The sequence below is a fragment of the Maribacter sp. 1_MG-2023 genome, assembly GCF_030547005.1.
GTDB lineage: Bacteria > Bacteroidota > Bacteroidia > Flavobacteriales > Flavobacteriaceae > Maribacter.
Genome location: NZ_JAUOPN010000003.1, coordinates 222,999 through 248,157, shown reverse-complemented (window position 1 = coordinate 248,157; position 25,159 = coordinate 222,999). Strand labels below are relative to the sequence as shown.

The 25,159-nt window shown below is 33.8% G+C and carries 21 protein-coding genes; 10 read left to right on the top strand and 11 right to left on the bottom strand.

Going from position 1 to position 25,159, the window contains the following annotated elements:
• The first annotated feature begins 46 nt into the window (after positions 1 to 46).
• The gene (locus Q4500_RS05660; RefSeq protein ID WP_303598746.1) at positions 47 to 2,749 is read left to right on the top strand and encodes a TonB-dependent receptor; all 2,703 of its coding nucleotides are present in this window, start codon (positions 47 to 49) and stop codon (positions 2,747 to 2,749) included.
• 94 nt (positions 2,750 to 2,843) lie between these two features.
• A complete protein-coding gene (locus tag Q4500_RS05655) occupies positions 2,844 to 3,284 on the top strand; it encodes a hypothetical protein (RefSeq protein WP_303598745.1) in 441 nt (146 codons plus the stop codon).
• A gap of 58 nt (positions 3,285 to 3,342) precedes the next feature.
• On the opposite strand, the gene Q4500_RS05650 is transcribed toward Q4500_RS05655, so the two are convergent.
• Positions 3,343 to 4,383 (bottom strand): endonuclease/exonuclease/phosphatase family protein, encoded by a 1,041-nt coding sequence (locus Q4500_RS05650; RefSeq protein WP_303598744.1) that lies wholly within the window; start codon positions 4,381 to 4,383, stop codon positions 3,343 to 3,345.
• Positions 4,384 to 4,490: 107 nt separating this feature from the next.
• Here Q4500_RS05650 and Q4500_RS05645 point away from each other — a divergent pair, with 107 nt between their 5' ends.
• Complete coding sequence (locus Q4500_RS05645) at positions 4,491 to 7,232, top strand: TonB-dependent receptor (protein ID WP_303598743.1); 2,742 nt, start codon at positions 4,491 to 4,493, stop codon at positions 7,230 to 7,232.
• 11 nt (positions 7,233 to 7,243) lie between these two features.
• Positions 7,244 to 8,608 carry a DUF5689 domain-containing protein gene (locus Q4500_RS05640; protein ID WP_303598742.1) on the top strand — a complete coding sequence of 455 codons (1,365 nt, stop codon included), beginning with the start codon at positions 7,244 to 7,246 and terminating at the stop codon, positions 8,606 to 8,608.
• A 2-nt stretch (positions 8,609 to 8,610) separates the two neighbouring features.
• Here the strand turns inward: Q4500_RS05640 and Q4500_RS05635 are convergent, their stop codons facing one another.
• The 3 genes from Q4500_RS05635 to Q4500_RS05625 all read right to left on the bottom strand — a co-directional run bounded on the left by Q4500_RS05635 (position 8,611) and on the right by Q4500_RS05625 (position 11,802).
• Entirely contained in the window at positions 8,611 to 9,018 is a 408-nt protein-coding gene (locus Q4500_RS05635) for a response regulator (protein WP_303598741.1), read from the bottom strand.
• A gap of 168 nt (positions 9,019 to 9,186) precedes the next feature.
• The gene (locus tag Q4500_RS05630; protein ID WP_303598740.1) at positions 9,187 to 9,594 is read right to left on the bottom strand and encodes a response regulator; all 408 of its coding nucleotides are present in this window, start codon (positions 9,592 to 9,594) and stop codon (positions 9,187 to 9,189) included.
• A 12-nt stretch (positions 9,595 to 9,606) separates the two neighbouring features.
• Entirely contained in the window at positions 9,607 to 11,802 is a 2,196-nt protein-coding gene (locus tag Q4500_RS05625) for a PAS domain S-box protein (protein WP_303598739.1), read from the bottom strand.
• Between the two features lie 132 nt (positions 11,803 to 11,934).
• On the opposite strand from Q4500_RS05625, the gene Q4500_RS05620 reads away from it, so the two are divergent.
• Together Q4500_RS05620 and Q4500_RS05615 are read left to right on the top strand one after the other, a co-directional pair.
• Entirely contained in the window at positions 11,935 to 12,399 is a 465-nt protein-coding gene (locus Q4500_RS05620; protein ID WP_303598738.1) for an ankyrin repeat domain-containing protein, read from the top strand.
• A 4-nt stretch (positions 12,400 to 12,403) separates the two neighbouring features.
• Complete coding sequence (locus tag Q4500_RS05615) at positions 12,404 to 13,189, top strand: amidohydrolase (RefSeq protein ID WP_303598737.1); 786 nt, start codon at positions 12,404 to 12,406, stop codon at positions 13,187 to 13,189.
• A gap of 4 nt (positions 13,190 to 13,193) precedes the next feature.
• On the opposite strand, the gene Q4500_RS05610 is transcribed toward Q4500_RS05615, so the two are convergent.
• From Q4500_RS05610 to Q4500_RS05600, 3 genes are read right to left on the bottom strand one after another with little or no spacing between them, the layout of a single operon-like run.
• A complete protein-coding gene (locus Q4500_RS05610) occupies positions 13,194 to 13,859 on the bottom strand; it encodes a hypothetical protein (RefSeq protein ID WP_303598736.1) in 666 nt (221 codons plus the stop codon).
• A 16-nt stretch (positions 13,860 to 13,875) separates the two neighbouring features.
• Entirely contained in the window at positions 13,876 to 15,492 is a 1,617-nt protein-coding gene (locus Q4500_RS05605; protein ID WP_303598735.1) for an Ig-like domain-containing protein, read from the bottom strand.
• A gap of 45 nt (positions 15,493 to 15,537) precedes the next feature.
• Complete coding sequence (locus Q4500_RS05600) at positions 15,538 to 16,245, bottom strand: ComF family protein (RefSeq protein WP_303598734.1); 708 nt, start codon at positions 16,243 to 16,245, stop codon at positions 15,538 to 15,540.
• A gap of 40 nt (positions 16,246 to 16,285) precedes the next feature.
• Between Q4500_RS05600 and Q4500_RS05595 the strand changes: the two genes are divergently transcribed.
• Both Q4500_RS05595 and Q4500_RS05590 read left to right on the top strand, forming a co-directional pair.
• Positions 16,286 to 17,185: a hypothetical protein gene (locus Q4500_RS05595; protein WP_303598733.1), complete on the top strand. Its 900-nt coding sequence runs from the start codon at positions 16,286 to 16,288 to the stop codon at positions 17,183 to 17,185.
• 37 nt (positions 17,186 to 17,222) lie between these two features.
• Entirely contained in the window at positions 17,223 to 18,767 is a 1,545-nt protein-coding gene (locus Q4500_RS05590) for a glycine--tRNA ligase (protein ID WP_303598732.1), read from the top strand.
• 1 nt (position 18,768) lies between these two features.
• Here Q4500_RS05590 and Q4500_RS05585 read toward each other — a convergent pair whose 3' ends face one another.
• Together Q4500_RS05585 and Q4500_RS05580 are read right to left on the bottom strand one after the other, a co-directional pair.
• Positions 18,769 to 20,856 carry a TonB-dependent receptor gene (locus Q4500_RS05585; RefSeq protein WP_303598731.1) on the bottom strand — a complete coding sequence of 696 codons (2,088 nt, stop codon included), beginning with the start codon at positions 20,854 to 20,856 and terminating at the stop codon, positions 18,769 to 18,771.
• A 26-nt stretch (positions 20,857 to 20,882) separates the two neighbouring features.
• Positions 20,883 to 21,404: a DUF3575 domain-containing protein gene (locus tag Q4500_RS05580; protein WP_303598730.1), complete on the bottom strand. Its 522-nt coding sequence runs from the start codon at positions 21,402 to 21,404 to the stop codon at positions 20,883 to 20,885.
• 115 nt (positions 21,405 to 21,519) lie between these two features.
• On the opposite strand from Q4500_RS05580, the gene Q4500_RS05575 reads away from it, so the two are divergent.
• Together Q4500_RS05575 and Q4500_RS05570 are read left to right on the top strand one after the other, a co-directional pair.
• On the top strand, positions 21,520 to 22,284 hold the full coding sequence (locus Q4500_RS05575) for an exodeoxyribonuclease III (protein WP_303598729.1): 765 nt from the start codon (positions 21,520 to 21,522) through the stop codon (positions 22,282 to 22,284).
• A gap of 69 nt (positions 22,285 to 22,353) precedes the next feature.
• A complete protein-coding gene (locus Q4500_RS05570) occupies positions 22,354 to 23,394 on the top strand; it encodes an aldo/keto reductase (protein WP_303598728.1) in 1,041 nt (346 codons plus the stop codon).
• Positions 23,395 to 23,499: 105 nt separating this feature from the next.
• Here the strand turns inward: Q4500_RS05570 and radA are convergent, their stop codons facing one another.
• Positions 23,500 to 24,861, bottom strand: coding sequence for a DNA repair protein RadA (gene radA / locus Q4500_RS05565; protein WP_303598727.1), 1,362 nt, complete (start codon positions 24,859 to 24,861; stop codon positions 23,500 to 23,502).
• A 73-nt stretch (positions 24,862 to 24,934) separates the two neighbouring features.
• The gene (locus Q4500_RS05560) at positions 24,935 to 25,087 is read right to left on the bottom strand and encodes a hypothetical protein (protein ID WP_299321577.1); all 153 of its coding nucleotides are present in this window, start codon (positions 25,085 to 25,087) and stop codon (positions 24,935 to 24,937) included.
• Positions 25,088 to 25,159: the final 72 nt, after the last annotated feature.

Below are 25,159 nucleotides of genomic sequence, written 5' to 3'. Positions count from 1 at the left end.
AATGACTTTTGCAGCAAGTTAAAAAACTAACAAATACTCGAAGAAAATGAAAAAAATGTACTTTGCATTAGCGGCATTTTTAATGACCGTAACTGCTTTTTCACAAGGACCAATTACTGGTACTGTATTAGATGGCGATACCAACACTCCGTTGCCAGGTGCTACAGTAATGGTAAAAGGGACAACAAATGGGACATCAACTGATTTTGATGGTAATTTTACAATTAACACAAGTTCTGCATCTGGAACTTTAGTATTTTCTTACATTGGTTTTAATTCAAAGCAAATTGCTTTTACTGCTTCAGGTAGTATTGGTTCTATTGTTTTAGAGCCTAATGCTGAAGAATTAGAAGGTGTTGTTGTAACTGGAATTTTAGATATAGCAAAAGATAGAGAAACTCCGGTTGCTGTTTCAACTATTAGAGCTGCTGAAATACAAGAAAAATTAGGTTCTCAAGAATTGCCTGAGATACTTAAATCTACTCCTTCTATATATGCTACCAAAACAGGTGGTGGTTTTGGTGATGGTAGAGTTAATGTAAGGGGTTTCGATTCTAGAAACACAGCTGTAATGGTAAACGGTATACCTGTTAACGATATGGAAAATGGAGCTGTATACTGGAGTAATTGGTCTGGTTTAGGTGATGTTACTACTGCTATGCAAGTTCAAAGAGGTTTAGGTTCTTCTAAGTTAGCAATATCTTCTGTTGGTGGTACAATTAACGTTATTACAAAGTCTACTGAAAAAGAAGAAGGTGGTGCGGTAACATTAGGTGGTGGTAATGACGGCTACTTAAAGACTACTGTTGCTTACAATACCGGAAAATCTGATAAAGGTTTTGCTGCATCTATCTTATTAGGTAGAACTGCTGGTGATGGTTACATTCAAGGAACGAAATTTGAAGGTTACAACTATTTTATTGGTTTGGGTTACGAGCCTAATGAAAAGCATAATTTTCAATTCGTATTAACAGGTGCTCCGCAAGTTCACAACCAGAGAACATCAAGTTTCTTTAATGTGGCAACTTTAGCTGATCACTTGGAATATGGCGCTAAATACAACTACAACGGTGGTACTTTAAACGGTGAAGAATTTGGTTGGAGAAGAAACTTCTACCATAAGCCTATTACATCTTTAACTTGGGAATGGAAAGCATCTGAAAAGTCTACATTGTCTACATCTGCCTATGCTTCTTTTGGTCGTGGTGGTGGTACTGGTGATATTGGTGTAGGACCTAGTTTTGGTTTTGCTAGTTCTAGTAGATATAGAATTCCTGAAACGGGGCAGGTTGATTATGATTTAATTTCTCGTTTTAACGGTGGTGAAGCGGTTACTTTTTATGATGGTAACGATTACCAATTATCTCCAAATGGTGATGGTGAATATATTACAACAAGTTTCGGCGATGGTTTAGCTAGAAGAGCTTCTATCAACTCACACAATTGGTTTGGTGTTATTGCTAACTTGAATACTCAAATTAACGAAAAGTGGAATTACGATGTAGGTTTAGATTTAAGAAGCTACAAAGGTATACACTATAGAAGAATGGATAATTTATTAGGTGCTGATGGTTATTTTGATGATGACGACATCAACAACCCTAACCATGTTATACGTGCCGAAGATACTATTGATTCTGATTTTAGTTCAATATTAAATGTATTTAAGAGTATAGATGATGAAGAGAAAATTGATTACTACAATGATGGTCTAGTAAGATGGACAGGTGCATTCGGTCAGGTAGAATATACTGATGGTATAGTATCTGGTTTTCTTCAAGGTGGTATTTCTAATCAAGGTTTTAAAAGAATAGATTACTTTAACTACTTGGATTCTGATCCAGAACAAGAGTCTGATTGGGAGAATATTTTAGGTGGTAACATTAAGGGTGGTGCTAACTTCAACTTGAACGAAGCTAACAACGTGTTCTTTAATGCAGGTTACTACTCTAAACAACCACTTTTTGATGCGGTTTATTTAAACTTTAGTAATGACTTAAATCCAGATTTAACTAATGAAAAAATTCTAGGTTTAGAAATGGGTTACGGTCTTAACTTAGGTGATTTTAGAGCTAAAGTAAACCTATACAGAACATCTTGGAAAGATAGATTTGTAAGAGTAGGAATTGAAACTCCAGAAGGTGATGAAGGTACTGCTAACATTAATGGTGTAGAGCAAATTCACCAAGGTATCGAGATCGAAGCAGACTACCGAGCTTCTGATGTTATACAGTTTAGAGGTATGCTTTCTTTAGGTGACTGGGAATATGCTGGTAATGCATTTGGTCAAGCCTTAGATGATGACAGAAATGTTATTGACCCAGATGTTACTTTATTCTTAGATGGTGTAAAAGTAGGAGATGCTGCTCAGTTCACAACGAATTTAGAAATGATCATTAGACCTTTAGAAGATCTTAAAATTAGCGCAAATCTTTACAATGCATCAAGATTATATGCATTCTTAAATGCTGAAGATTTTGATTCTGCGGATAACCAAGGTTCCCTACGTTTGCCAAGTTATACTCTTTTTGACTTAGGTGCTTATTACACTTTTGGTTTTGGAGGAAGCAACAAACTAAGTATTGCTGCTAATGTTAATAACCTTTTTGATACAGAGTATATTGCTGAATCTTTGACAAACACTTTTGCAGATGGTAATGGATCTACTTATGAAGGAATTTCTACTGATAATAAAGTATTCTTTGGATTTGGAAGAACTTTTAACGTAAGTGCTCGTTACAGTTTTTAAGAATTCAATTACTATAAATATTAAACCCTGACCATACGGTCAGGGTTTTTTTATGCCTAAAATTCAGTACATTTAAAACTTAAATAATAGAACTATGTACGAAACTATTCAAATGCTACATTCATACTTGGCTTATATAGCATTGGCTGTATTGATCTTAGCAGTTATTAATGCTATTTCAGGCCTTGTAGGTAAGCGAATCTTTAATATGGGAAAAGACCTTAGACTAAGTCTTTTTGCGCTTATTTTGTGCCATATTCAATTATTGGTAGGTCTAATATTATATTTTGTTTCACCAAGTGGATTAAGCGCAATACAAGAGTTCGGCATGGGTGGTTTAACTTCTGCCGCACGTTTATTGGCAGTAGAGCATCCTTTCATTAATATACTGGCAATTGCATCAATAACCATAGGTTGGTCAAGACATAAGAAGTTTGTTGACGGAGCTAAAAAATTTAAAAGCATTGCTATTTTCTACAGTATTGGGTTACTGCTTATTCTAAGTAGAATTCCTTGGGGACAATGGTTTAACTAAGATTAGAATGTTTAAAAAGATGAAAAAGAATCTAATACATTAGTATTAGGTTCTTTTTTTATGGGTTAGCTTTTTTAACGAGGTGCAGGTATACAGGAAAGTGGTCGCTATACCCACCAATATAACTTCCGCCTGCATAAGTCCGTAACGGGTAACCTTTATATTTTCCTTTTGGGTCCATTAAATATTCTGGAGAAAATATGCCAACCTTCCAGTAACTGTAACTTTCTCTTTTATTATCTAAAAGGCTTGATGTCATATAAAGTTGGTCGAACAAATTCCATTTGTCACGGTAGGCTAAAGAACCTCTTCCTTTTTTATAAAGTTTTTCCATAGGTCCGTAAAGGCTTAAAGAGTCCAGATTCTTATTGTTTTTTTCAACCTGTAGTATTTTTTTAAAACTGGGATCTATTGGGTCATCGTTAAAATCTCCCATGCTTATAATCTTGGCATTTACATACTGCCTTTGAACAGAATCTATAATGCGTTTATTTAGTTTGGCTGCTTTTAATCTAAAAGGTCTACTTCTAGCCTCTCCACCACTTCTAGAGGGCCAATGGTTTACCATAAAGTATATCTTTTCATTATCTAATAATCCTTCTACAATAAGTTGATCTCTGGTGTAATCTCTTTTTCCTTCAAGGTTAAAAAGTAACAATCTGTGGCTATTGAAATTAACAGGTACAAAGGCACTTTTTTTATACAGAAGTGCGACGTCTATACCGCGTTCATCAGGAGATTCGTAATGTACAATTCCGTAATTGAACTTCGTTAAGTTCTTATGATGTACCAAATCTTCAAGTACACCTAAGTTTTCTACTTCGCAAACTCCTACAATATCTGGTGCTGTTTTATTATCTGTAGATCCAATTTCAGAAATCACTTTCGACATATTTTCCAGTTTGTTCAGATAACGTTCTTCTGTCCATTTGTCTTTACCTTCAGGCGTTCTGTCATCATCAAAAATTAAAGTGTCGTTTTTGGTATCGAATAAATTTTCTAGATTATAGAAGGCAACGGTTCTTATTTGATAACTATCAGCTTCTTGGGCACAAGTAAGTAATGCAGAAAAGAAGCATAGCAGAAATAGTAATCGCATTGTGTAGGGTATTTAGTCTTAATTATTAGCAAGTATACGGAAATTTCGTGTTAATTATTTCTTAATTGGTATCTTATTGGCTTATTAGCAAGGTTTTAAGATATACAATGATTAAGCATACCCTTTTTTTATTACTATTTTTTAAAATCAGTGCCCTTCATACTCAAAGTACCACTACAATTACGGCGGTAATAAAAGAAAGGATTGAAAGTGAAGTAATTGCCAATGCAGAAATAATCTTAGAAGGGGAATCAACGCCGATTAGGACTAATGAATTAGGAGAATTTAAATTGATTACTTCCAGCAAAGGCGAATTTATACTTCAAATTTCTACTCCCGATTTTGATATCAAAAGAATCCCCGTATTTCTTGATGACAATACTATAGAATTAGGTGTCATTTTTTTGGAAAGAGATATGACCGTAGAAAAATCTATAAACCTCATTAATATTACTGATGATGAGTTATTAGATGATGAGATAAATTCTAATGCACTCGCTTTATTACAATCAACGAGAGATATTTTTCTAAATAGGGCGGCTTTTGATTTTGGTCAGGCATTTTTTAGGGTAAGAGGATATGATTCTCAATATGGCGAAGTACATCTAAACGGATTACCAATGAACAAAATGTATGATGGCAGGCCACAGTGGAATAATTGGGGCGGGTTGAACGACGTAATAAGAAATCAACAATATGCGAATGGTTTAGAAGCATCAGATTTTACATTTGGCGGAATTTTAGGGAACACAAATATAGATTTGCGACCATCTGGCCTAAGACCAGGTACGCGATTGTCTTCTTCAGTATCCAATAGAACATATAGCGGCAGACTGATGGCAACCTATAACTCTGGCGTTAAAAATGAGAAATATGCCTATATTATTTCAGCTTCTCGACGTTGGGCAAAAGAAGGGTATATGGAAGGTACGTTGTATGATTCGTACTCAGTTTATGGTTCATTCGAATATCTATTAAATGAAAAGAATACAATTTCAGCCACTGCAATTGTAGCATCAAATAGAAGAGGGCGATCTTCTGCTATCACAGAAGAAGTACAAGAAATTCAAGGAAACAGATATAACCCATATGTCGGTGTACAAAACGGAAAAATTAGAAATTCTAGAGAGCGGCATATTCGCGAACCATTGTTCTTATTCAACTATCATCATGAATCTAAAAGTTTGCAAATTAATGCTGGTTTGGGCTATCAAACCGGTGTGTATAAGAGAAGTCGTTTAGGGTATTATAATGCTCCGAATCCTGATCCTACATACTACCGTTATTTACCGAGTTTTTATTTGAACTCACCCATAGGTGCCAACTATGAAAGTGCTATACAGGCAGAAGAAGGCTTTATCGAAAACCCTCAGTTAGATTGGGATAATGTTTATAAAGCGAATACCAGTATTAGTCAAAACGGAGAAGCGGCTTATGTGCTTTATGATGATACCACAAAAGATAATCAGCTTACTGCGAGGGCTAATGCCAATATAGATATTGATAGCCATTTAAAACTCGATTTAGGGGTAACGCACAGGCAGTTATATTCTAAAAACTATGCGCAAATAAATGATTTATTAGGGGCTGCGTATCATCGCGATATCGATACATTTTCAGAAACTTTAAATTATGTTTCATCTGAAGTAAATAAAGGTAATGGTGCGGTTTTTAATTACAATTATGATTTAAAAGGAAGTAATACGGATGTCTATACTCAGATAAATGCGCATTATAATAAAGTAAATGCGTTTATGTCTGGTAAGTATGCTCTAGTTAACTATCAAAGAGAAGGTTTGTTTAAGAATGAACGTTTTATAGATAATTCGTTCGGGGAGAGTGAGAAGGTAATATTTTCAAATTGGTCATTAAAATCAGGCGCATCTTATACAATAACGGGTAGGCATTGGGTTTCTGTAAATGCCGCGATGATAAATAGAGCTCCTGTTTTACAGAATATATTTATAAATCCGAGAGAGAATAATGCGATAGTGCCCAATTTGCAAAGCGAAACTATTACCAGTGTCGATGCTACTTACTTTCTTCGAATGCCAAAATTAACAGGTAGGTTTACAGGGTTTTATACCCGTTTTCAAAATACAACTGATGTAAATTTCTTCTTCGTTGATTCGGGTGTGGGTTCAGATTTCGTGCAAGAAGTACTCACTGATTTAGACAAATTACATTTAGGTTTTGAACTTGGTTTGGAATACCAAGTATCTAGTGCCGTTAAATTATCATTAGTTGGCTCTGTGGCAAAACATGAGTATGCGAGTAACCCATTTGTGACTATTAATTTTGATACAGCAGGCGCGGCCGAAGATTTAATAGATATTTCTGGTTCTAAATTTTTGGGGCAATCGGCAGTTAAAGATTATAAGCTGGCGCAAGGCCCGCAGAAAGCAATTGCGGTAGGTATAGAATATAGAGATCCAAAATATTGGTGGGTAAGTACTTCGGCAAATTACTTGGGTAATAATTATGCAAATATTTCTACGATAACCAGAACCCAGAGTTTTTTAATTGATCCAGAAACCCAACTAAGATTCCCTGATGCAACAGATGAAAATGTCCAAAAATTATTAAAGCAAAAACCATTAGATAATTTCTATTTATTGAATATGGTTGGCGGTAAGTCGTGGCTTAAAAAAGGCAAGTATATAAGTGTTTTTGCAAGTATCAATAATGTTTTTGATACCACTTTTAGAACTGGTGGTTATGAGCAAAGTAGAAATGGTAACTATGGCCAACTTAAACAAGATAATTTAAGTGGTAATCCGTCTTTTGCGCCTAAGTATTGGTATGGTTTTGGTAGAACCTATTTTTTGAATTTCGCCTTTAGTTTTTAAATACAAATAGTATGAAGATAGAACGTAACATATTTTATTGGATGATAATCATCGGTATTATACTGTCATCATGTGTAAAAGATAAGGAATTTGATGCTCCAGATTTAGAGTGTTCTGATGCTGACTTTACGTTTATAAGTATATCTGAATTAAAGAATATGTATAATGGCGAAACTATTCAAATTCAAGAGGATTTGGTAATTAATGGTTATGTAATCTCTTCGGACAAAGAAGGTAATTTTTTCAATATCATACATTTTCAAGATGAGCCAAGTAATCCGTCAGATGGAATGCAAATTGAATTAGAATTAAGAGATGCTCATTTGTTCTTTGACGTAGGTCAGCAAATTATCATTAAACTAAAGGGGTTGTATTTAGGTAAATCTAATGATACATATAAAATTGGTGGTGTATTTACCTCTTTTGGGAATCGTAGTGTTGGTAGGTTGCCTAAAAATGTTGTTTTTGACCATGTTTTGGTTTCTTGTGAACCAAATGATGGCATAGAGCCTACTTTAGCTGTTATTTCAGGATTAAACGATGCTATGTTAAATACTCTTGTAGTAATAAACAGCGTGGAAATTAAGCAAGAAGAACTAGGGAAGACTTTTGCTGTTAAAGAAGAGGAAACATTACGTACCCTTGTGGATTGTATGGATAATGAATTGGTTATGGTAAACAGTGGTTATGCAGATTTTCAATCAGAAAGCTTACCAGACAAAATGGGAAATGCCACAGGGTTGTTGACTAAAGATAATAATCAATTTCAGCTAATTATCCGTGGCGTAAATGACCTCGAATTTGAACAAGAACGGTGTGAAGATTTTATAGATGAATTTACTTCACCGTCAATTTTTATATCTGAGATTGCCGACCCAGATAATAACGCAGGGGCAAGGTTTGTAGAGCTTTATAACGCATCAGAAGAAAGTTTATCTTTAAAAGGGTGGAGTTTGGAACGTTTCACTAATGATAACACTGCAATTAGTTCAAGCATAGATTTGTCTGAATATGAAATACCTGGCAGAGGTTTCTTAATAATTTCTCCCAATTCAGAAGAGTTTAAAAATGTATATGGCTTTGATGCTGATATTGCAGTAGGCACAAATTCCCCGGCAGATTCTAATGGCGACGATACTATTGTACTAGTAGACCCTTTCGGTAACATTATAGATATTTTTGGTGTTATTGGAGAAGATGGTAGTAATACAAATCACGAATTTGAAGATGGTGCTGCTGTACGTAAATTAGGTGTAGTTTCTGGAAATCCAGTTTTTACAGCAAGCGAATGGACTATTTACAATGATACGGGCGATGCGGGTACAATAAATCAGCCTCAAAATGCTCCGTTAGATTTTAGCCCAGGTATGAGATAACTTTATGCTATTTCTTTAGAATCGATTATTTTTTTAACGGCACTTTCGGTCAAAGGTTTAACAATATAATCTTTAACCAATTTGTAGTCTTTAGCCTTTTCCATGTATTTAGGGCTAATAAAAGAACTGGTAATATAAATTTTAATATGCCCTATTTTATCTTCGGGTAGTGCTTCAAATTCTTCTAAAAATGACCAACCATCTCTATTTGGCATGTTTAGGTCTAAAAAAATAACGTCGGGTAATTTTATGTTTTCTACCAACAAACCAATTAAACCATCAAGAGCTTCTTGACCACCAGAATAATAAAGAATATTATCACTAAAGTTATGTTGCTTTAAAATACGCTTACTACTAACCGAAAAAAATTCGTCATCATCAATAATACAACAACTAGAAAATATACTCATTTTTAATTATTTCAAAAGTAAATCTTATACAGATTTAAGTTGGAGAAGAACAACCCATTACACTTCACGAAGTTATTAAAATGACTAGATAACTTTAATATAAATAAAAACAAGTTGCCCCCATTTTTATTAACAATAGTGTTTTTGTCTTTAACTGAAATGTGTCATTTAATTTTCAGTAATTGTTCCTAATATTTTGGCAAGATCATCTGGTGTTATGGGTTTTAAAATATAAGTATCTACTTGTTCGTAGTTTTTAACCCGTTCTAAGTCTCTTGGGTCAACTGAAGAACTAATGATGTAAATTATAATTTTTTTTGATCTTTTACTTTTACAGTTTTTAAATTCATCTAAAAATTCCCAACCATTTAGTATGGGCATATTCAGGTCTAAAAAAATAACATCAGGTAAAGGTTCTCTGGCCATGCACAATTTTTTAAGGCCGTCAAGAGCTTCTTGTCCATTGCTATACACCAATATAGAAGTTGCAAAATCTACTTCTGTTATTATTCTTTTGGTACCATATACAAATATAGGGTCGTCATCTATTATACAGCAAGTTTGAACTTTATTCATAATCAATTTTATTTAGCTCTTTTTAAGTTTGATGAAAATGGTCGTGCCTTCGTCGACTTTACTTTCGATACTAATACTACCGCTCATTGATTCGACTTGATTTTTGGTAATGAACAACCCAATGCCTTTGGCATCTTTATGCTTATGAAAAGTTTTATACATGCCGAAAATGGTGTTGCCATGTCGATTTAAGTCTATTCCTTGTCCATTATCCGTAAATGAAATTAGAATATCTTCTCCTTTAATTATAGATTTTATTTCTATAACAGGTGTACGTTGTTTTGATCGATATTTAAGGGCGTTTGTAAGTACATTTAAGAAAATACTCTCTAAATATGCTGGTACTGCATGTACAAAATGAGATTTTTCAATATCAATTATAAGATTAGTATTTTGTTCTTCTAATAAGCCATTGATACTTTTAGTAATTTGGTTTACGGTATTAAGTATACTAATACTTTGTAATTTTTCAAGAGCTCCGGTTTTAACCTGAACAACATCGTTTAAATGCGCTATAGTCTCAGATAAACTTTCGGTAGCGCTTGTAATCATTCGATTTATATTCTTTCGCTCATCTTCATCTTCTTCTTTATTCAAAAATGTGGTAAGCATAGTCATATTGGTAGAATGCGAACGAAGGTTATGCGAAACGATATGGGCGAAATTAGTTAAACTTTCATTTTGGCTTTTGGTAACATCTACCAATGCTTCTAATTTGTTTTGTGCTTCAATTCTATCGGTAATGTCTAAAAATTGAGTGATAACATGACTGACTTTACCATTCAAATCTTTCACAGGCGATGATCCAATGATAGCATGAACTATATTTCCGTTTTTATTAAAATATCTTTTCTGAAATTGTAAATGCTCTGTGCCGTCATTAACTACTTTCTTTTTATAAGAATTACTGCCTGGTAGATCATCTGGGTGAGTAATATCCATCGAGGTCATTTTTAATAACTCTTCCTCAGAATATCCTAAACTATGCGATAAGCTTTTGTTTACTTTTAACCATTTAAGTTCTGGACTTACCAGTGCCATACCAATTGCAGAGTGTTCAAAAGTTTCAGCAAATAACTTAGTACTTTCGGCTAATTCAATTTCGGTACTACGAAGTTCTGTAATATCCCAATTGGCACCTGTCATTTTAATGGACCTACCATTTATATCTTTTATAGTTTTCGAAATACCTTTAATAAATCTAGTAGATCCATTCTGAAGATTTATTCTATATTCTTCGTCAAAATCTTTCAAACCCTTTATGGCATCATTGGTAGCGGCTAATATTCTTTCTTTATCGTTTTGATCTATGGTAGATACCCAAGTATCAAAAGCTCTTGAAAATTGATTTTCATCAATATCAAAAATTCGGTACATTTCGTTATCCCATTCTAAATCGTTTTCAACGAGATCATAATGCCATGTTCCAATTTGTGCAGTTTGGGTCGTAATTTTTAGTCTTTCTGAGATTTCTTCATGAGCTAATTCAATTTTCTTTTTCTCATCTATATCTTGAAAAGTGCCAACAAGTCTAACAGCTTTTCCGTTTAAAATTTCAACTTCACCTTTGGCGCGAACCCAAACTTCATTTTTTTTGGCAGTGACAATAATTAGTTCTGTGTCAAAAGGTTTTCCTTCTGCAATTGCCGTACTAACTAAATAAGAAATTTTGTCTCTGTGAATTCCTTCCTTATAAAAATTTATTCCTTCTTCTAAGTTTGGAATAAAATCAGCCCTAACTTCGTGAATGTCTTTAGTAGTTTTTGTCCAGTTAACGGTGTTGTTAATTAAATCAAGTTCCCAGCATCCTATTCTGGCAACTTCTTCAGCTTTATGTAAAAGCTCTAGTTCTTTCTGTACGGCAGTAATATCATCTAAAAATATAATGGCTCCGTCGAAACCATGATCTTCAATACTAGAAGGTATAATTTTCCATTTTAGCCATTGTAGCTTGCCATTTGGTAACGTAAATTTTTGTCCTAGATTTATATGCTCTTTTCCTTTTACTCCATCATTTACAGCAACTTTAAAAAGGCTAGGTGTTTCAATTGTATGCTCAAATAAATTTTTGTCGATGATATCGATTTCACTTAAACTAAATTTTTCTTGCCACTGGTTAGAGTAACTAATAAAGTTTAACTTAGTATCCACGATAGCAATTGCATTGGGGGACTCTTTTAAAAGAAAGTCAACGGCTAATGTTTTCAAAAGTTCTAGATTTTAATTTAAAGGTACATATTATCTTTAAGGTAGGAAAAAATTATGAAATAGTAAGAAAATACATCTTTATTTAATTACTTTCATAATGTCGTGAGTAAGAATAATATATAATACAAAACTATGAACGAGGTTTTTTTTAAAGAGATAAGAGAAGGTAGTTTTAATGAGGTTAAAGCCATGTTAGCGAAGAACCCAATACTCGTCAATAGTAAAGATGTTAGAGGTTCAACACCTTTAATTTTAGCTACGTATTATGATGAAATGGAGATTGCAACGCTACTATTGGACAAAGGTGCAAAAATCGATGCTGTAGATGCATCTGGTAACACAGCCTTAATGGGTGTTTGCTTCAAAGGCTTTACCGACCTTGCAAAATTATTGATAGATAAGAAGGCGCATCTTAATGAGCGTAATGCAATGGGGGCAACTTGTTTAATTTATGCTGCACAATTTAATCGCTTAGAAATTGCAAAATTATTAATAGCGAATGGTGCAGATAAAACGGTTAAAGATAATAGGGGCAATAGTGCCTTGGATCATGCTAAAACTCAAGGTTTAAGCGCTTTTATTGATTTGTTGGAGTAGTAGTATGAAAGAGAAGCAAAGCAGTCATTTAAAAATAACAATAATACAATCTACTTTACATTGGGAGGATCCACATGCCAATAGAGAAATGTTCGGCGCCAAAATCGATCAAATCGATGAATCTGTTGATTTAATAATTTTACCTGAAATGTTTACTACTGGCTTTACAATGTCACCTGCTAATATTGAAATAGAAGAAGGTTTAACAACCCTAAATTGGATGAAGAAAATGGCTGCCAAAAAGAATAGTGCAGTAGTTGGGAGTGTCGCTTTTCATGATAATGACAATTATTACAATAGACTCTTCTTTGTAAGACCAAATGGCGAATATGAAAAGTATGATAAGCGACATACATTTACATTAGCCGGTGAACATGAAAAATATACAGCAGGTACAGAAAGAATAGTAATAGACTGCAAAGGTTTTGCTATCTGCCCTTTAGTATGTTATGATCTTCGTTTTCCGGTATGGAGCAGAAACACAGAAAATTTTGATGTTTTATTATATGCAGCAAATTGGCCTACCCCAAGAATTAATGCATGGGATGCACTTTTGAAAGCAAGAGCCATCGAGAATATGGTGTATTGTGTTGGGGTAAATCGTATAGGAGAAGACGAAGTAGGGCATCAGTACCCAGGACATTCTAGCGTATACGACCCGCTCGGAGAATTAATTGTACTTTCTGAGAAAGAAGAAACAATTATTATTGAATTAGTAAAAGATGAAATCGATTTAGTGCGAAATAAGCTTCGCTTTTTAAATGATCGCGATGATTTTATTATTAGTTAATACATTATCCTGAATTTGCCAGTTTAAATAGTTTTATGATATCTTCTTCTTTCTTTAAAGAAAGACGTTCGGTTTTCGCAGATTTTATTATTTGCGAATCTATGGTTTCATTAATATCTTTTTTGGAAATTGGAAAATCATTTATATTCCCATTTTTTTCGTAATATAATTTTGAGGTAATAACCACCCGGTCTGTACTTTCGATGTTTAATAATCTAGCATCAGAAGGAGCCTTGTTAATTTTAACATCATAAACTTTATATAGTTTGTTCTTACCTTCTACTAAGATTTCACCAAAAATATTTTTCTTTTTTCCTTCTAATAATATAGGGACAAATTTCTTTTCATTTAGAGTAACATTTAGTCCTGGTACAGGCAAAAGAGAGCTTGAGTTATTATCTTTAAATATTTCTATTTCACTGTGATAGGTATTAAATTTAGCTAATACCGTAGTTTTTTTTAAATCTTCATCGATAATTATGGCTTGTTCCCAATTATCGTTTAAGTATATACTTCCTTCTATTTTATTTCCCGATTGATTAGAAACTCTTAAAAAAGGAGAATCAATATTACCTATTTGAAATGTGCCAGATTCATCGTTAATATGATTTATCTGTCCGAATATTAAATTGGCAAATAAAAATGTTACTATTAAAATTACAGATTTCATTTTTTTTTTTGAGATTTTAATCTATCAAATTAAACGTCTCTATTTTTTCCCAATTAGCACGTAATTCTATTAACGTAGGGTAATAGCTAATTTTTTCAGGTTGTCTATGTTCTAAGAAACTACCTGTATCCCATTTTCCATTGCCGTTCATGTCGAATATGACTCTTGCTTGATATTTACCAGGATTTAAATTGTTAAAGACATATGCCTGTGGTTCGGTAGCATAAATTTCTCTTTGTAAGTCTCCTTTTTCGTTGGTAAGTTGAACAATTATCGGGTAAACGATTGTACTGCCATTTAAATTTAAAGTTAAGTTGCCATAATCTGCAATGCTCTTTGTTCGAAAAGAATAAGCGACCGAATCATTAGATGTTTCGAAAAAGTCGGTTACCGCACCAGGTATAAGTTCCATTCTATAGCTTTGGTCAGGATCGATCTTAAAATTAAAGTTCAATAAATTTTCTACAGTATCGAACTTTAATTGATAAGCAATTTCTACAGAATCCTTATCCATCAATTTAATCTTAGTGCTATCGAAACTAACTAATGGAGTGTTGCTTAGAAGGTTTATAGGTTTATCCATCTCAATATTTCCATTTTGACTCATTGAAATCTTTAAGGAGTCAAACTCAACTTTTCTGTTTTTGACTTTAAAGGTGTCTTTTACTTTTAAAGATTCATTGGTGATAACGAAAAGAAGCGAGTCCATTTCATAAGGTGTGAACCAAAAGTTTAACGTGTCTTTTTCTCTTTCTTTAGTGATCTTAGTTTTAACGGTATCGGGTATTTCGGTAATTGTTTCAATTTTGATGTCGTCACCCTCGCCATAATAGCCAAAACTTATTCTATTGCTCGCTTCCATACTAGGCACGGCTACACCATAATCTTGAATTTCTTTGAATAGATTTAGCAAATAAATAGAATCTGTAGGTAAGTTTATAGTATCGCGTACGAAACCTATTTTATCGGTTTTTTGATCAAACAAATTATTGCCTGCGGCATCTTTAATTCCAAATAAAGCATATTTGCCTTCTTTTAAATTGTTAAGTTTAAATATAACTGCACTATCTAAAGTATTGGTAATATAATTTGGCGGTCTCTTATAAACGGTAGAATCTGTATAACTAGTGTCAATTTTATAAAGCATTACGCTAACAAAATCATCGGCTTTTTTGTTGAACGCATCCTTAACTACGCCTGTTAATGCTAAAGAATCAATATAATCGCCAGTAGAGAAAACATAGGTAAAAAAGGATTTCGGATTTTCTTCGTTATTATCGACAATACCTTGACCGAAATTAAAAGTATAGGTTGTATTTGGCTCGAGTGTATCTTTAATAGTAATTTCTACGTATTTATTGGCATTGCCAATAGGTGAAAGTACAGGGGCATTTTTTAGAGGAGGAGAAATTATAAGCTGCTTTTGAATATCTTTTAACTTCACTAATTCGTCAAAATACAATCTAATTTTTTGCCCCGTAAAGTTGGTTGTTAAATTTGGTGGCTCTGCTCTTGTTAATTCTGGTGGAGTAATATCTTTTGGTCCACCGGTAGGTGTGCCCCTTTGTGCGCATTGATATGACATCAATACGATGATAAAAACAAATATAAAACCTAAAATTTTTCTGCCCATTAGTGTAATTATCGATCGCAAAGAAACAACATATTTTATAGAAATCTAATTCTTTGGAACAACCGCCATACTTGATATGTAAATTTCAACACCTTCAATATCTTTGAAGGTGTTAGCGCAAATTTCCATAGTCGCTCCGGTCGTTATAACATCGTCAACCAATAGTATTGTTTTGTTTACGAGTTTTTCTCCATTTTTGATTTCATACAACGAACGGTTATCGTACCATCTGCTTAATCTGTTTTTCTTGGTTTGTGTTTTGGTATTGGCAGTTTTTATCAAAATATCATCCGTATAATTTGCATTGATGTGCAGTGCAATTTGCTTCGCAAAAAGTGCTACTTGGTTATAACCTCTCTTTTTAAGTTTTTTTCTATGTAAAGGAATGGGAATTACAAAGTCGATTTTTGGTAAATGACCTTGTTGCTTCAAAACTTGACCATGCCAATCGCCTAAAAATTCTCCTATCCTTTCTTGGTTCTTATATTTTAAGAAGTGAATAAGGTTTTTTACGATTCCAATTTCGGTAAAGAATAAGAATGAATTTGCTTTTTTTATGTTAATTCGACCATAAAAAATACGGTCAACTGCATTTTCATCGTTAAAGGAGTACTCGGTAAGTGGTAATTGGTGTCGGCAAGATGTACAGAGAAGAGCCTCTCCTCTATATAATCGTGCATTACATCCAAAACATGATATGGGTAAGAGTATGTTCGTAATATCCTTTAGTATATTTGAAATTCTGTTTTTCATCAAATTTTACAGATTAAACAACCTACAGCCCACTTTTTAAATGGACAGTCAAGATAATAAATTCAATTATAAAATAATACTAGCGGCATTTGTTGCGGTTATTATGGCAATATTAATTGCATTCTACTACAGTTATGCGCAATCAAACGATCAAATAGACTTTTTAGAACAAGAGAAAGAAATTCTTGTAAAAGATCTTACGATAATGAAAGCCGATGTGGCTCGCTTGTCTGCAAAAAGTGAAATGAATGATATTGAATTGAAAGATTCTAGATATAAGGTACAAGAGCTTTTAGATTCTGTAGGGCGATTAAATTTTACGGTTCAAAAATTAAGAGAATTCAAAACGGAATTACGTAGGTTAGAGTCTAAGAACGATAGCTTACTTTTAAAGAACAATTTCTTACGTTATAACAACATGTTACTTACCGACAAGTATGATGAGTCTCGTAAGCAAATTGAAAATCTAAGAGCAAATAGTAATTCTTTAGCAGAAGCAGAAGCCTTGCAAAGAAGAAAAATATTAGAGCTTAATCAGAAATTAAAAACGAAGAGCTATTTAAAGATGGTAGGCTCTGAGGGTAGTGGTTTTAGATTAGTTAGAAATACAAAGCCGATAAAAACAAATAAGGCTTCAATTATTAAAAAATTAAGGGGTTGTGTTACAATATTGGCAGATAAAAGTGAGGCTGATAACCAGAAAGTGATTTATCTGCAATTTTTAGATCCAAACAAACAAATTGTTGAAGATAATGCCAATACCATTACTGTAAACGGTAATGTATATAGTAAAAGAGTTGAATTTATTTTTACAGGGTTAGAACAACAAATATGTGAGGCTATTACGATTCCTGAAGGTTCTTTGATGGAAGGTAATTACACCTTAAACGTGTTTGAAGACGAGCGTTTAATTACTTCTTCTGAATTTGAATTGAAATAATTATTTTTTTTTTGGGCTATTGTTCTATTTTTGCCACATGGCAAAGCAAGAAGATGATTTTAAGCGTGTAATTTCTCACGCAAAGGAATACGGGTATGTATTTCAATCCAGTGAAATTTATGATGGTTTAAGTGCTATTTATGATTACGGTCAAAATGGTGTAGAACTTAAAAAGAATATACGTGACTATTGGTGGAAGGCCATGGTTCAGCTCAATGATAATATCGTTGGGTTAGATGCTGCAATTTTTATGCATCCGCTAACGTGGAAAGCTTCTGGGCATATAGATGCGTTCAATGATCCATTAATAGATAATAAAGATTCTAAAAAAAGATATAGAGCTGATGTTTTAGTGGAGGATTATGTCGCTAAGATTGATGCTAAAATTGAAAAAGAGGTCAACAAAGCTGCTAAGCGTTTTGGAGATGCTTTTGATAAAGAACAGTTTTTACAGACGAATCAGCGTGTAGTTGATTATCAAGAACAAGGAAAAACTATTTTAAGCAGGTTAGGCAAATCTTTGCAGAATGAAGATTTAGCCGATGTAAAAGCTTTAATTGAAGAATTAGATATCGCTTGCCCAATGTCAGGTTCTAAAAACTGGACAGAGGTAAAGCAGTTTAATCTAATGTTCGGCACAAAGTTAGGTGCCAATGCAGAAACTGCAATGGATCTATTTCTTAGACCAGAAACTGCTCAGGGTATTTTTGTAAACTTCTTAAATGTTCAGAAATCTGGTCGTATGAAGCTTCCTTTCGGTATTGCACAGACCGGTAAGGCTTTTAGAAATGAAATTGTTGCAAGACAGTTCATTTTTAGAATGCGCGAGTTTGAACAAATGGAAATGCAATTCTTTATTCAACCAGGTACGCAGAAAGAATGGTATGAGGTTTGGAAAGAAAAAAGAATGAAGTGGCACTTGTCTCTAGGTTTAGGTCAAGATAACTATCGTTTTCACGATCATGAGAAATTAGCACACTATGCAGATGCGGCATCAGATATAGAATTTCGTTTTCCATTCGGTTTTAAAGAATTAGAAGGTATACATTCTCGTACCGATTTTGATTTAAGCAGTCATGAGAAATTCTCTGGTAAGAAATTACAATATTTTGATCACGAGGTAAATAAGAACTATGTTCCTTACGTATTAGAAACTTCTATTGGTTTAGATAGAATGTTCTTGGCTGTATTCTCTAACTCACTTAAAGAGGAAGAATTGGAGAACAATACTACTAGAACAGTACTTAAGTTACCAGCTGTTCTAGCACCAGTAAAAGCGGCTATTTTGCCTTTACTTAAAAAGGATGGCTTGCCAGAAATAGCACACCAAATTATAGATGACCTTAAATGGGATTTTAATGTGGTTTATGATGAAAAAGATGCTGTTGGAAGACGTTACAGAAGACAAGATGCCAATGGTACTCCTTTCTGTATTACTGTTGATCACCAATCTTTAGAAGACCAAACGGTTACTATTAGACATAGAGATTCTATGGAACAAGAGCGTGTTGCCATATCGGCATTGAACGGTATCATTCATGATGCAGTAGATATGAAGACCTGGTTAAAGAAAATGGAATAAATTAAAGGGTGTAATTCAAATTTACACCGCCATAATAATTAATAGTGTTCCCAGGGTAGAAATACCTTGGGGCATTTCCTCCAAATCCGGTAGCGTTAATTAATACTGATTGGGCATACTTTGTGTCTGTTAGATTATTGATGCCAAAATCTATACCTACTCTTAATTTTTCTGTAATTTGATTTTTATAGCCCACTTTAATATTCAATACATTAAAGGAGTCACTATAAATTGAATTCGCATCTGATAACGGAATTTCATCTATAAATTGATGGGTGATATTTGCAAATAATCCGTTTCCAAAATTCGTTTGTATTCCAGAGCTTATTTTGTTTTTTGGTACACCTGTTAATGAATTTTTAGAATAATCTTCATTAGCTTCCTCGTCTACGAAATCAATAAATTTATGATTGCTATAGGTGTAGCTTATAAATGGTGATATAGTAATTTTATCGGTTAGGTTGATACGATAGTTTAGGTCTAAATCAATACCTTGATGTTTTGTTTTACCTGCATTTCGACCAATATACTGGTTATCACCAACGCGTTTAGCTACTAGTAGATTTTTGATGGGCATTAAGTAAAAGGCAACCTCTAGTTTTAATCTTTCATCTTTACTATTATGTTCAATACCAATCTCATAGTTCGTACCTGTTTCTTGAGCAATATCAGGATTTATGATGCCGTCAGGTGTTAATGTTTCTTCTAAACCAGGGTTAGAAAATCCGCGGCTAACATTCGCATAAAGTTGATTTGTAGGTGTAATAGCGTAGTTTACATCTAAACTGGGCAAGAATAAGGTTTTAAAATCTCTATTAGCACTTGTGCTTGTTGCACCAGAGTTAAAAAGATCTCTAAAATCATATTGAGTTTTATTAATGTTTAATCCTAATTGTGCGGTCAATTTATTTGTAAATGAATACGATGCTGTAGCAAAACCATTAATTTGACTTCGAAATTCTTTGTTTTTAGATAATCGATCACCTTGTAAGCTTCCATTGCCGTTATTCTCTCGATAAAGGTTTTCAAATGTTCCCCAAGAGTATTCATCTTTATAAAGTTCACCGCCAAAAGTGTACGAAAGGGTATTTTCAGAAATAGCTACATTGCCAGAAAATAATGTTCTAAAACCATAGCCATTATTGTATTCGTCTAATATATTGAATGGTGCAGGTTCATAATGATCTAAATAAGTATAAAATAAACTAGTAGTGTTTTTTAATTTTGAATTTGCGTAGTAGGTGTGAGAAAGACCAATAAGACTATAGTTATTGTCTTCATAACCTTTTGCTGACCTCCATGTAAATGCAGCTTGGGTAGGATCTTCATCGAAATCTTCTTGGCTTATTGAGCTAGCTATTTGAGCCGAGTAATCAATATGATTTACTAACAGTCCTACTTCACTTTTTTCTGAAAGTTTAAATATGGTGTTTAAAAGAAGTCCGTCACGTTCAAATCTATTGTTTTCGCGGTAACCATCTATCTCCATATGTCCATATTGAAAGGTCATATAAAAATTTTCTTGTGAATGGGTAAATCCCAAACTGTTTTTAAACAATCCGTAAGAACCTACCGTAGTATTATTGGTAAATTTGGTAGGTAGGTTGCTTGTTTGTTTCGTGTTTAATATAATTGCTCCTCCCAAATTAGTTCCAAATCCTGTTCCCTTCGGTCCTTTAATTACTTCAAGTGAAGTAAGGTTTTCAAGATCAAAAGCTTCAATAGTCGAAGATCCTGTACCATTGGTAATTGGAATATTATTATAGTAAAGTCTTAACTTATCTGTACCGTATAATGTTCTAGAACCAACACCCCTTATTGTTATTCTGTTGGTATTTAAAGCGCCCGATAAGGCATAAAGACCAGAAACTTGATTAATAGAACTAATAAGGTCAACTGGGCTATAATTTGAAAATGTCGTAGCTCCTATTATTTGTGAGGGTATAATGCCAATTGCATTTTTAGCCGTAAGAGTATCTATAACAATAACTTCGTTTAATTGGTTGACGCTATCGTATTCAACTTTATTTTGTGCATTAAGGTTTGAGAAAATTGAGATATTTACAAGTAAGAAAAATATTCTTTTCATAAGAGATTAAATCTCAAAAATACCTATTAAAAGCGGTAACCTAAAGACAAACCAGCTTTGAACATAAAATCTTTCTGAAAATCTTCTGGGTTAATATTTCTTCCTATACCACCATTTAGTTCTATAGTAAATTTTTGACTTCTTGTAGCCCATTTGTAACCTCCGCCAAGACCAAGTGCTACGGTAGAGTAATCATAATTTCTTCTACCCAGGTTTTCTGAGTCCTCATCATCTTCACCTGTGTAATAAAGTCCAAAAATTTCAGCAAATACTCCACTTTGGGGGGCGTATCCAAAATATGCTCTTAAGTTAGGTCCTATTCCAAAATTACCATTATAATCTGTTGCTTTGCCGTCAAAATAAAGTGTTCCACCAATACTGGTATCTTCATTAAGGTAATACTCGTAGCCAAATTCAACTGTAGTTGTTACCAAAAATTGACCAATATTTAATTTCACCTCATGGCAGTTTTCATTGTCATGGTAGGCTTGTGCAAACGAAGAAGAAGATATGAATAATGTTACAATAGAAAAAATAAACTTGTTCATGAGATGCGTTTTAAAATGCAAATTTTTCATTAAAGCTGTGAAATTATGATTTTAATAGAAAGTATGCACCTTTAATCTTCAACTCTTTTTTATTTTTAAGGCAAAATGAATATAGATGAAGATCATATCTTATAATGTAAATGGAATTAGGGCAGCGTTAAGAAAAGGTTTTTTAGAATGGTTGGGTACTGTATCGCCAGATGTAGTTTGTCTTCAAGAAATTAAGGCTAACGAGAATCAACTAGATCTTTCATTGTTCGAAGAGGCGGGTTATAAATACAATTATTGGTACAGTGCTCAAAAGAAAGGCTATAGTGGAGTTGCTATACTCTCTAAGACCGAGCCAGATGCTGTGGTGTTTGGTACAGGTATCGATTATATGGATTTTGAAGGGAGGAATATTCGTGCCGATTTTGGTGATATTTCTATCATGAGCATGTATTTGCCTTCAGGTTCAAATATGCAGCGTTTAGATTTTAAGCTTACTTATATGGCAGATTTTCAGGAGTATGCCGATACCCTTAAAAAGACGAATCCTAACTTGATAGTACTTGGAGATTATAATATTTGTCATGAAGCAATTGATATTCATAATCCTGTAGGATTAAAAAACGTATCAGGATTTTTACCTGTGGAAAGAGAATGGATAGGAGATTTCATGAAAAGCGGATTCATAGATAGTTTTAGAGAATTTAATACTGAGCCAGATAATTATACTTGGTGGAGTTATAGGGCTAATGCTAGAAATAACAATAAGGGTTGGCGTTTAGATTATGCAATGGTAGCTTCTACGCTGAAAGATAGATTGTCTAGATCTGTAATTTTATCAGGGGCGAAGCACAGTGATCATTGCCCTATTTTGATAGAGGTAGAGAGTTAACGAAATGGATACAAGTACCCTTAATATATTTAGTAATTTTGCATTTAAAGATTGCAAATTTTAAGTTGAATGATTTATACCAATTTACCACATACAGATATTGAAGTAAGTAAAATATGTTTGGGTACTATGACCTGGGGTAATCAAAATACCGAAGAAGAAGGTCATGAGCAAATTAAGTATGCCCTGGATAAGGGAGTTAATTTTTTAGATACGGCTGAGTTATATCCCGTTCCTGCACATAGAGATAGGTATGCCGCTACCGAGAAAGTTATTGGTAATTGGTTTAAGAAAAACGGTAATAGAGAAGATATCGTTTTAGCTTCTAAAATTGCAGGAAAAGCCGATATGACGAAGTTTATTCGAACTACTGGGTTTACTAGAGAGTCTATTATTGATGCGGTGGAAGGAAGTTTGCAGCGTTTACAAACAGATTATATCGATTTATATCAACTGCATTGGCCAGACAGAAGCACTAATTATTTTGGTCAGAGAGGATACAAGCATGATATATCTGACCACTGGGAAGATAATATTCATCAAGTTTTGGAAACCATGCGCGATTTAATACGTGAAGGTAAAATTAAACATGTAGGTATTTCAAATGAAACACCTTGGGGTATGATGCGTTTTTTAGAAGAAAGTAAGGTTCATGGAACATTGCCGCGAACAATAACAGTACAGAATCCATATAGTTTGTTGAATAGACTGTTTGAAGTAGGTATGGCAGAGATAGCTATGAGAGAGCAAGTAGGTTTATTGGCATATTCTCCCATGGGATTTGGAGCATTAAGCGGAAAGTATTTAGGTAATCGAATGCCAGAAGGTTCGCGTTTAAGTTTATTTCCTCAGTATAATAGATATATCGGCGAAAGGGCTGTTGAGGCTACAAAAAGATATTATGAATTGGCACAAGCCAATGGCCTAACCCTTGCGCAAATGGCATTGGCATTTGTAAATACAAGACCTTTTGTTACCAGTACTATTATTGGTGCTACTAGCATTAGGCAATTAGAAGAAAATATTGGCAGTATAGATGTTGATTTGTCTGATGATATTATCGAAAAAATAGAAGCTATTCACAATTCAATACCAAATCCAGCACCATAATATGGGAAGCCTAGTACTATTAAAAGTGGGATTTGGACAAATAGTCCTCATTCTTGTAGTAATAATAATTATAATGGTTTTGGCTAGAATAATGAGAGACAAGCGTTAGCTGAATAAATTACCGGCAACTTCTTCAATTTTTGAAGCCATTAAAATTTTAATTTTTGTTGACTTAAGACTTATTTTATTACTTTTTGAAATAATTATGGTGTCATAACCTAATTTTTCGGCTTCAAGAATACGTTGCTCTACCCGTTGTACCGGTCTAATTTCACCAGCTAAACCAACTTCTGCAGCAAAACAAATACCCTTGTCAATAGGTATGTCTTCATTACTTGATAGAATAGAAGCTACAACCGCTAAATCAATAGCGGGATCATCTACTGAAATACCACCTGTTATATTCAAGAAAACATCTTTAGCGCCTAGTTTAAAACCGGCACGTTTTTCTAACACGGCCAATAGCATATTTAATCTTTTGGCATTATAGCCAGTTGTAGAACGTTGAGGTGTTCCATAAACTGCAGTACTTACTAATGCTTGAATTTCTATAAGTAACGGGCGCATGCCTTCTACGGTTGAGGCGATTGCTGTTCCACTTAATCCGTCATCATTTTTAGAAATCAATACTTCAGAAGGGTTGTTGACTTCACGTAATCCGCTGCCTTGCATTTCATAAATACCCAATTCTGCTGTTGACCCAAATCTGTTTTTTAGCGATCTAAGAATACGATACACATAATTTCGGTCACCCTCGAATTGCAGAACGGTATCGACCATATGTTCTAGAATTTTAGGCCCTGCAATAGAGCCATCTTTAGTGATATGACCAATAAGAATTACTGGTGTGTTTGTCTCTTTGGCAAATTTTATAAGCTCGGCAGTACATTCTCGTATTTGTGATATACTACCTGCGGCAGATTCTATGTAGTCTGAATGAAGTGTTTGTATAGAATCGATAACTACAATGTCGGGTTCTGTAGCTTCAATCTGTTTAAAGATATTTTGGGTTTTCGTTTCCGTTAGAATAAAACAGGTTTGGCTATTTGGGTGAATTCTGTCGGCACGCATTTTAATCTGCTTTTGGCTTTCTTCACCAGAAACATATAGCGTTTTATAAGGTAGTTTTAAAGCGATTTGTAGCAGTAAGGTACTTTTTCCGACACCAGGTTCACCGCCAAGAAGTACTAATGCGCCAGGTACTAAGCCACCACCAAGAACTCTATTGAATTCGAGGTCAAAAGTGTTTAGGCGCACTTCTTTTTCAATACTAATTTCATTAACCAAAAGAGGTTTAGAAACTTTTTTAGATGTTTGAGAGGGAGTTTTCCAACTAGTCTTCTCTTCTTTTTGTACCACTTCTTCAACAACAGTATTCCATTGTTTACAAGCAGAGCATTGTCCTACCCATTTGGCATATTGAGTACCACAATTTTGACAAAAAAATGCAGTTTTAGTTTTGGCCATCTTTAGCTTTTATTGAAAAAGCTAAAGGTAGCAAGAAGTTTGAAACGATTATATTTTAGAATGAAATTATAGGCTAATTTTCACCGGACCGTTCTTTTTTAAAAGCACTAAAGGCGAGGAAAAATGATGCCCACGCCATAAATAGGGCAATACCGTTATAGGCTAAGATAAATTCTCCTTTTAAGCCAAAATAAGTAAAGAGCACTCCGGAGAATACGAAGTACATTGCGTCAATTTTAATCATAATTAAGTAGGTTAGGCTAATTTGGGACTAGCCGTTTATTTAATATAATAATCT

Coding starts and splice junctions, on each gene's coding strand:
- Q4500_RS05660 (WP_303598746.1), top strand. CDS start 47: ATGAAAAAAATGTACTTTGCATTAGCGGCATTTTTAATGACCGTAACT.
- Q4500_RS05655 (WP_303598745.1), top strand. CDS start 2,844: ATGTACGAAACTATTCAAATGCTACATTCATACTTGGCTTATATAGCA.
- Q4500_RS05650 (WP_303598744.1), bottom strand. CDS start 4,383: ATGCGATTACTATTTCTGCTATGCTTCTTTTCTGCATTACTTACTTGT.
- Q4500_RS05645 (WP_303598743.1), top strand. CDS start 4,491: ATGATTAAGCATACCCTTTTTTTATTACTATTTTTTAAAATCAGTGCC.
- Q4500_RS05640 (WP_303598742.1), top strand. CDS start 7,244: ATGAAGATAGAACGTAACATATTTTATTGGATGATAATCATCGGTATT.
- Q4500_RS05635 (WP_303598741.1), bottom strand. CDS start 9,018: ATGAGTATATTTTCTAGTTGTTGTATTATTGATGATGACGAATTTTTT.
- Q4500_RS05630 (WP_303598740.1), bottom strand. CDS start 9,594: ATGAATAAAGTTCAAACTTGCTGTATAATAGATGACGACCCTATATTT.
- Q4500_RS05620 (WP_303598738.1), top strand. CDS start 11,935: ATGAACGAGGTTTTTTTTAAAGAGATAAGAGAAGGTAGTTTTAATGAG.
- Q4500_RS05615 (WP_303598737.1), top strand. CDS start 12,404: ATGAAAGAGAAGCAAAGCAGTCATTTAAAAATAACAATAATACAATCT.
- Q4500_RS05610 (WP_303598736.1), bottom strand. CDS start 13,859: ATGAAATCTGTAATTTTAATAGTAACATTTTTATTTGCCAATTTAATA.
- Q4500_RS05605 (WP_303598735.1), bottom strand. CDS start 15,492: ATGGGCAGAAAAATTTTAGGTTTTATATTTGTTTTTATCATCGTATTG.
- Q4500_RS05600 (WP_303598734.1), bottom strand. CDS start 16,245: ATGAAAAACAGAATTTCAAATATACTAAAGGATATTACGAACATACTC.
- Q4500_RS05595 (WP_303598733.1), top strand. CDS start 16,286: ATGGACAGTCAAGATAATAAATTCAATTATAAAATAATACTAGCGGCA.
- Q4500_RS05590 (WP_303598732.1), top strand. CDS start 17,223: ATGGCAAAGCAAGAAGATGATTTTAAGCGTGTAATTTCTCACGCAAAG.
- Q4500_RS05585 (WP_303598731.1), bottom strand. CDS start 20,856: ATGAAAAGAATATTTTTCTTACTTGTAAATATCTCAATTTTCTCAAAC.
- Q4500_RS05580 (WP_303598730.1), bottom strand. CDS start 21,404: ATGAACAAGTTTATTTTTTCTATTGTAACATTATTCATATCTTCTTCT.
- Q4500_RS05575 (WP_303598729.1), top strand. CDS start 21,520: ATGAAGATCATATCTTATAATGTAAATGGAATTAGGGCAGCGTTAAGA.
- Q4500_RS05570 (WP_303598728.1), top strand. CDS start 22,354: ATGATTTATACCAATTTACCACATACAGATATTGAAGTAAGTAAAATA.
- radA (WP_303598727.1), bottom strand. CDS start 24,861: ATGGCCAAAACTAAAACTGCATTTTTTTGTCAAAATTGTGGTACTCAA.
- Q4500_RS05560 (WP_299321577.1), bottom strand. CDS start 25,087: ATGTACTTCGTATTCTCCGGAGTGCTCTTTACTTATTTTGGCTTAAAA.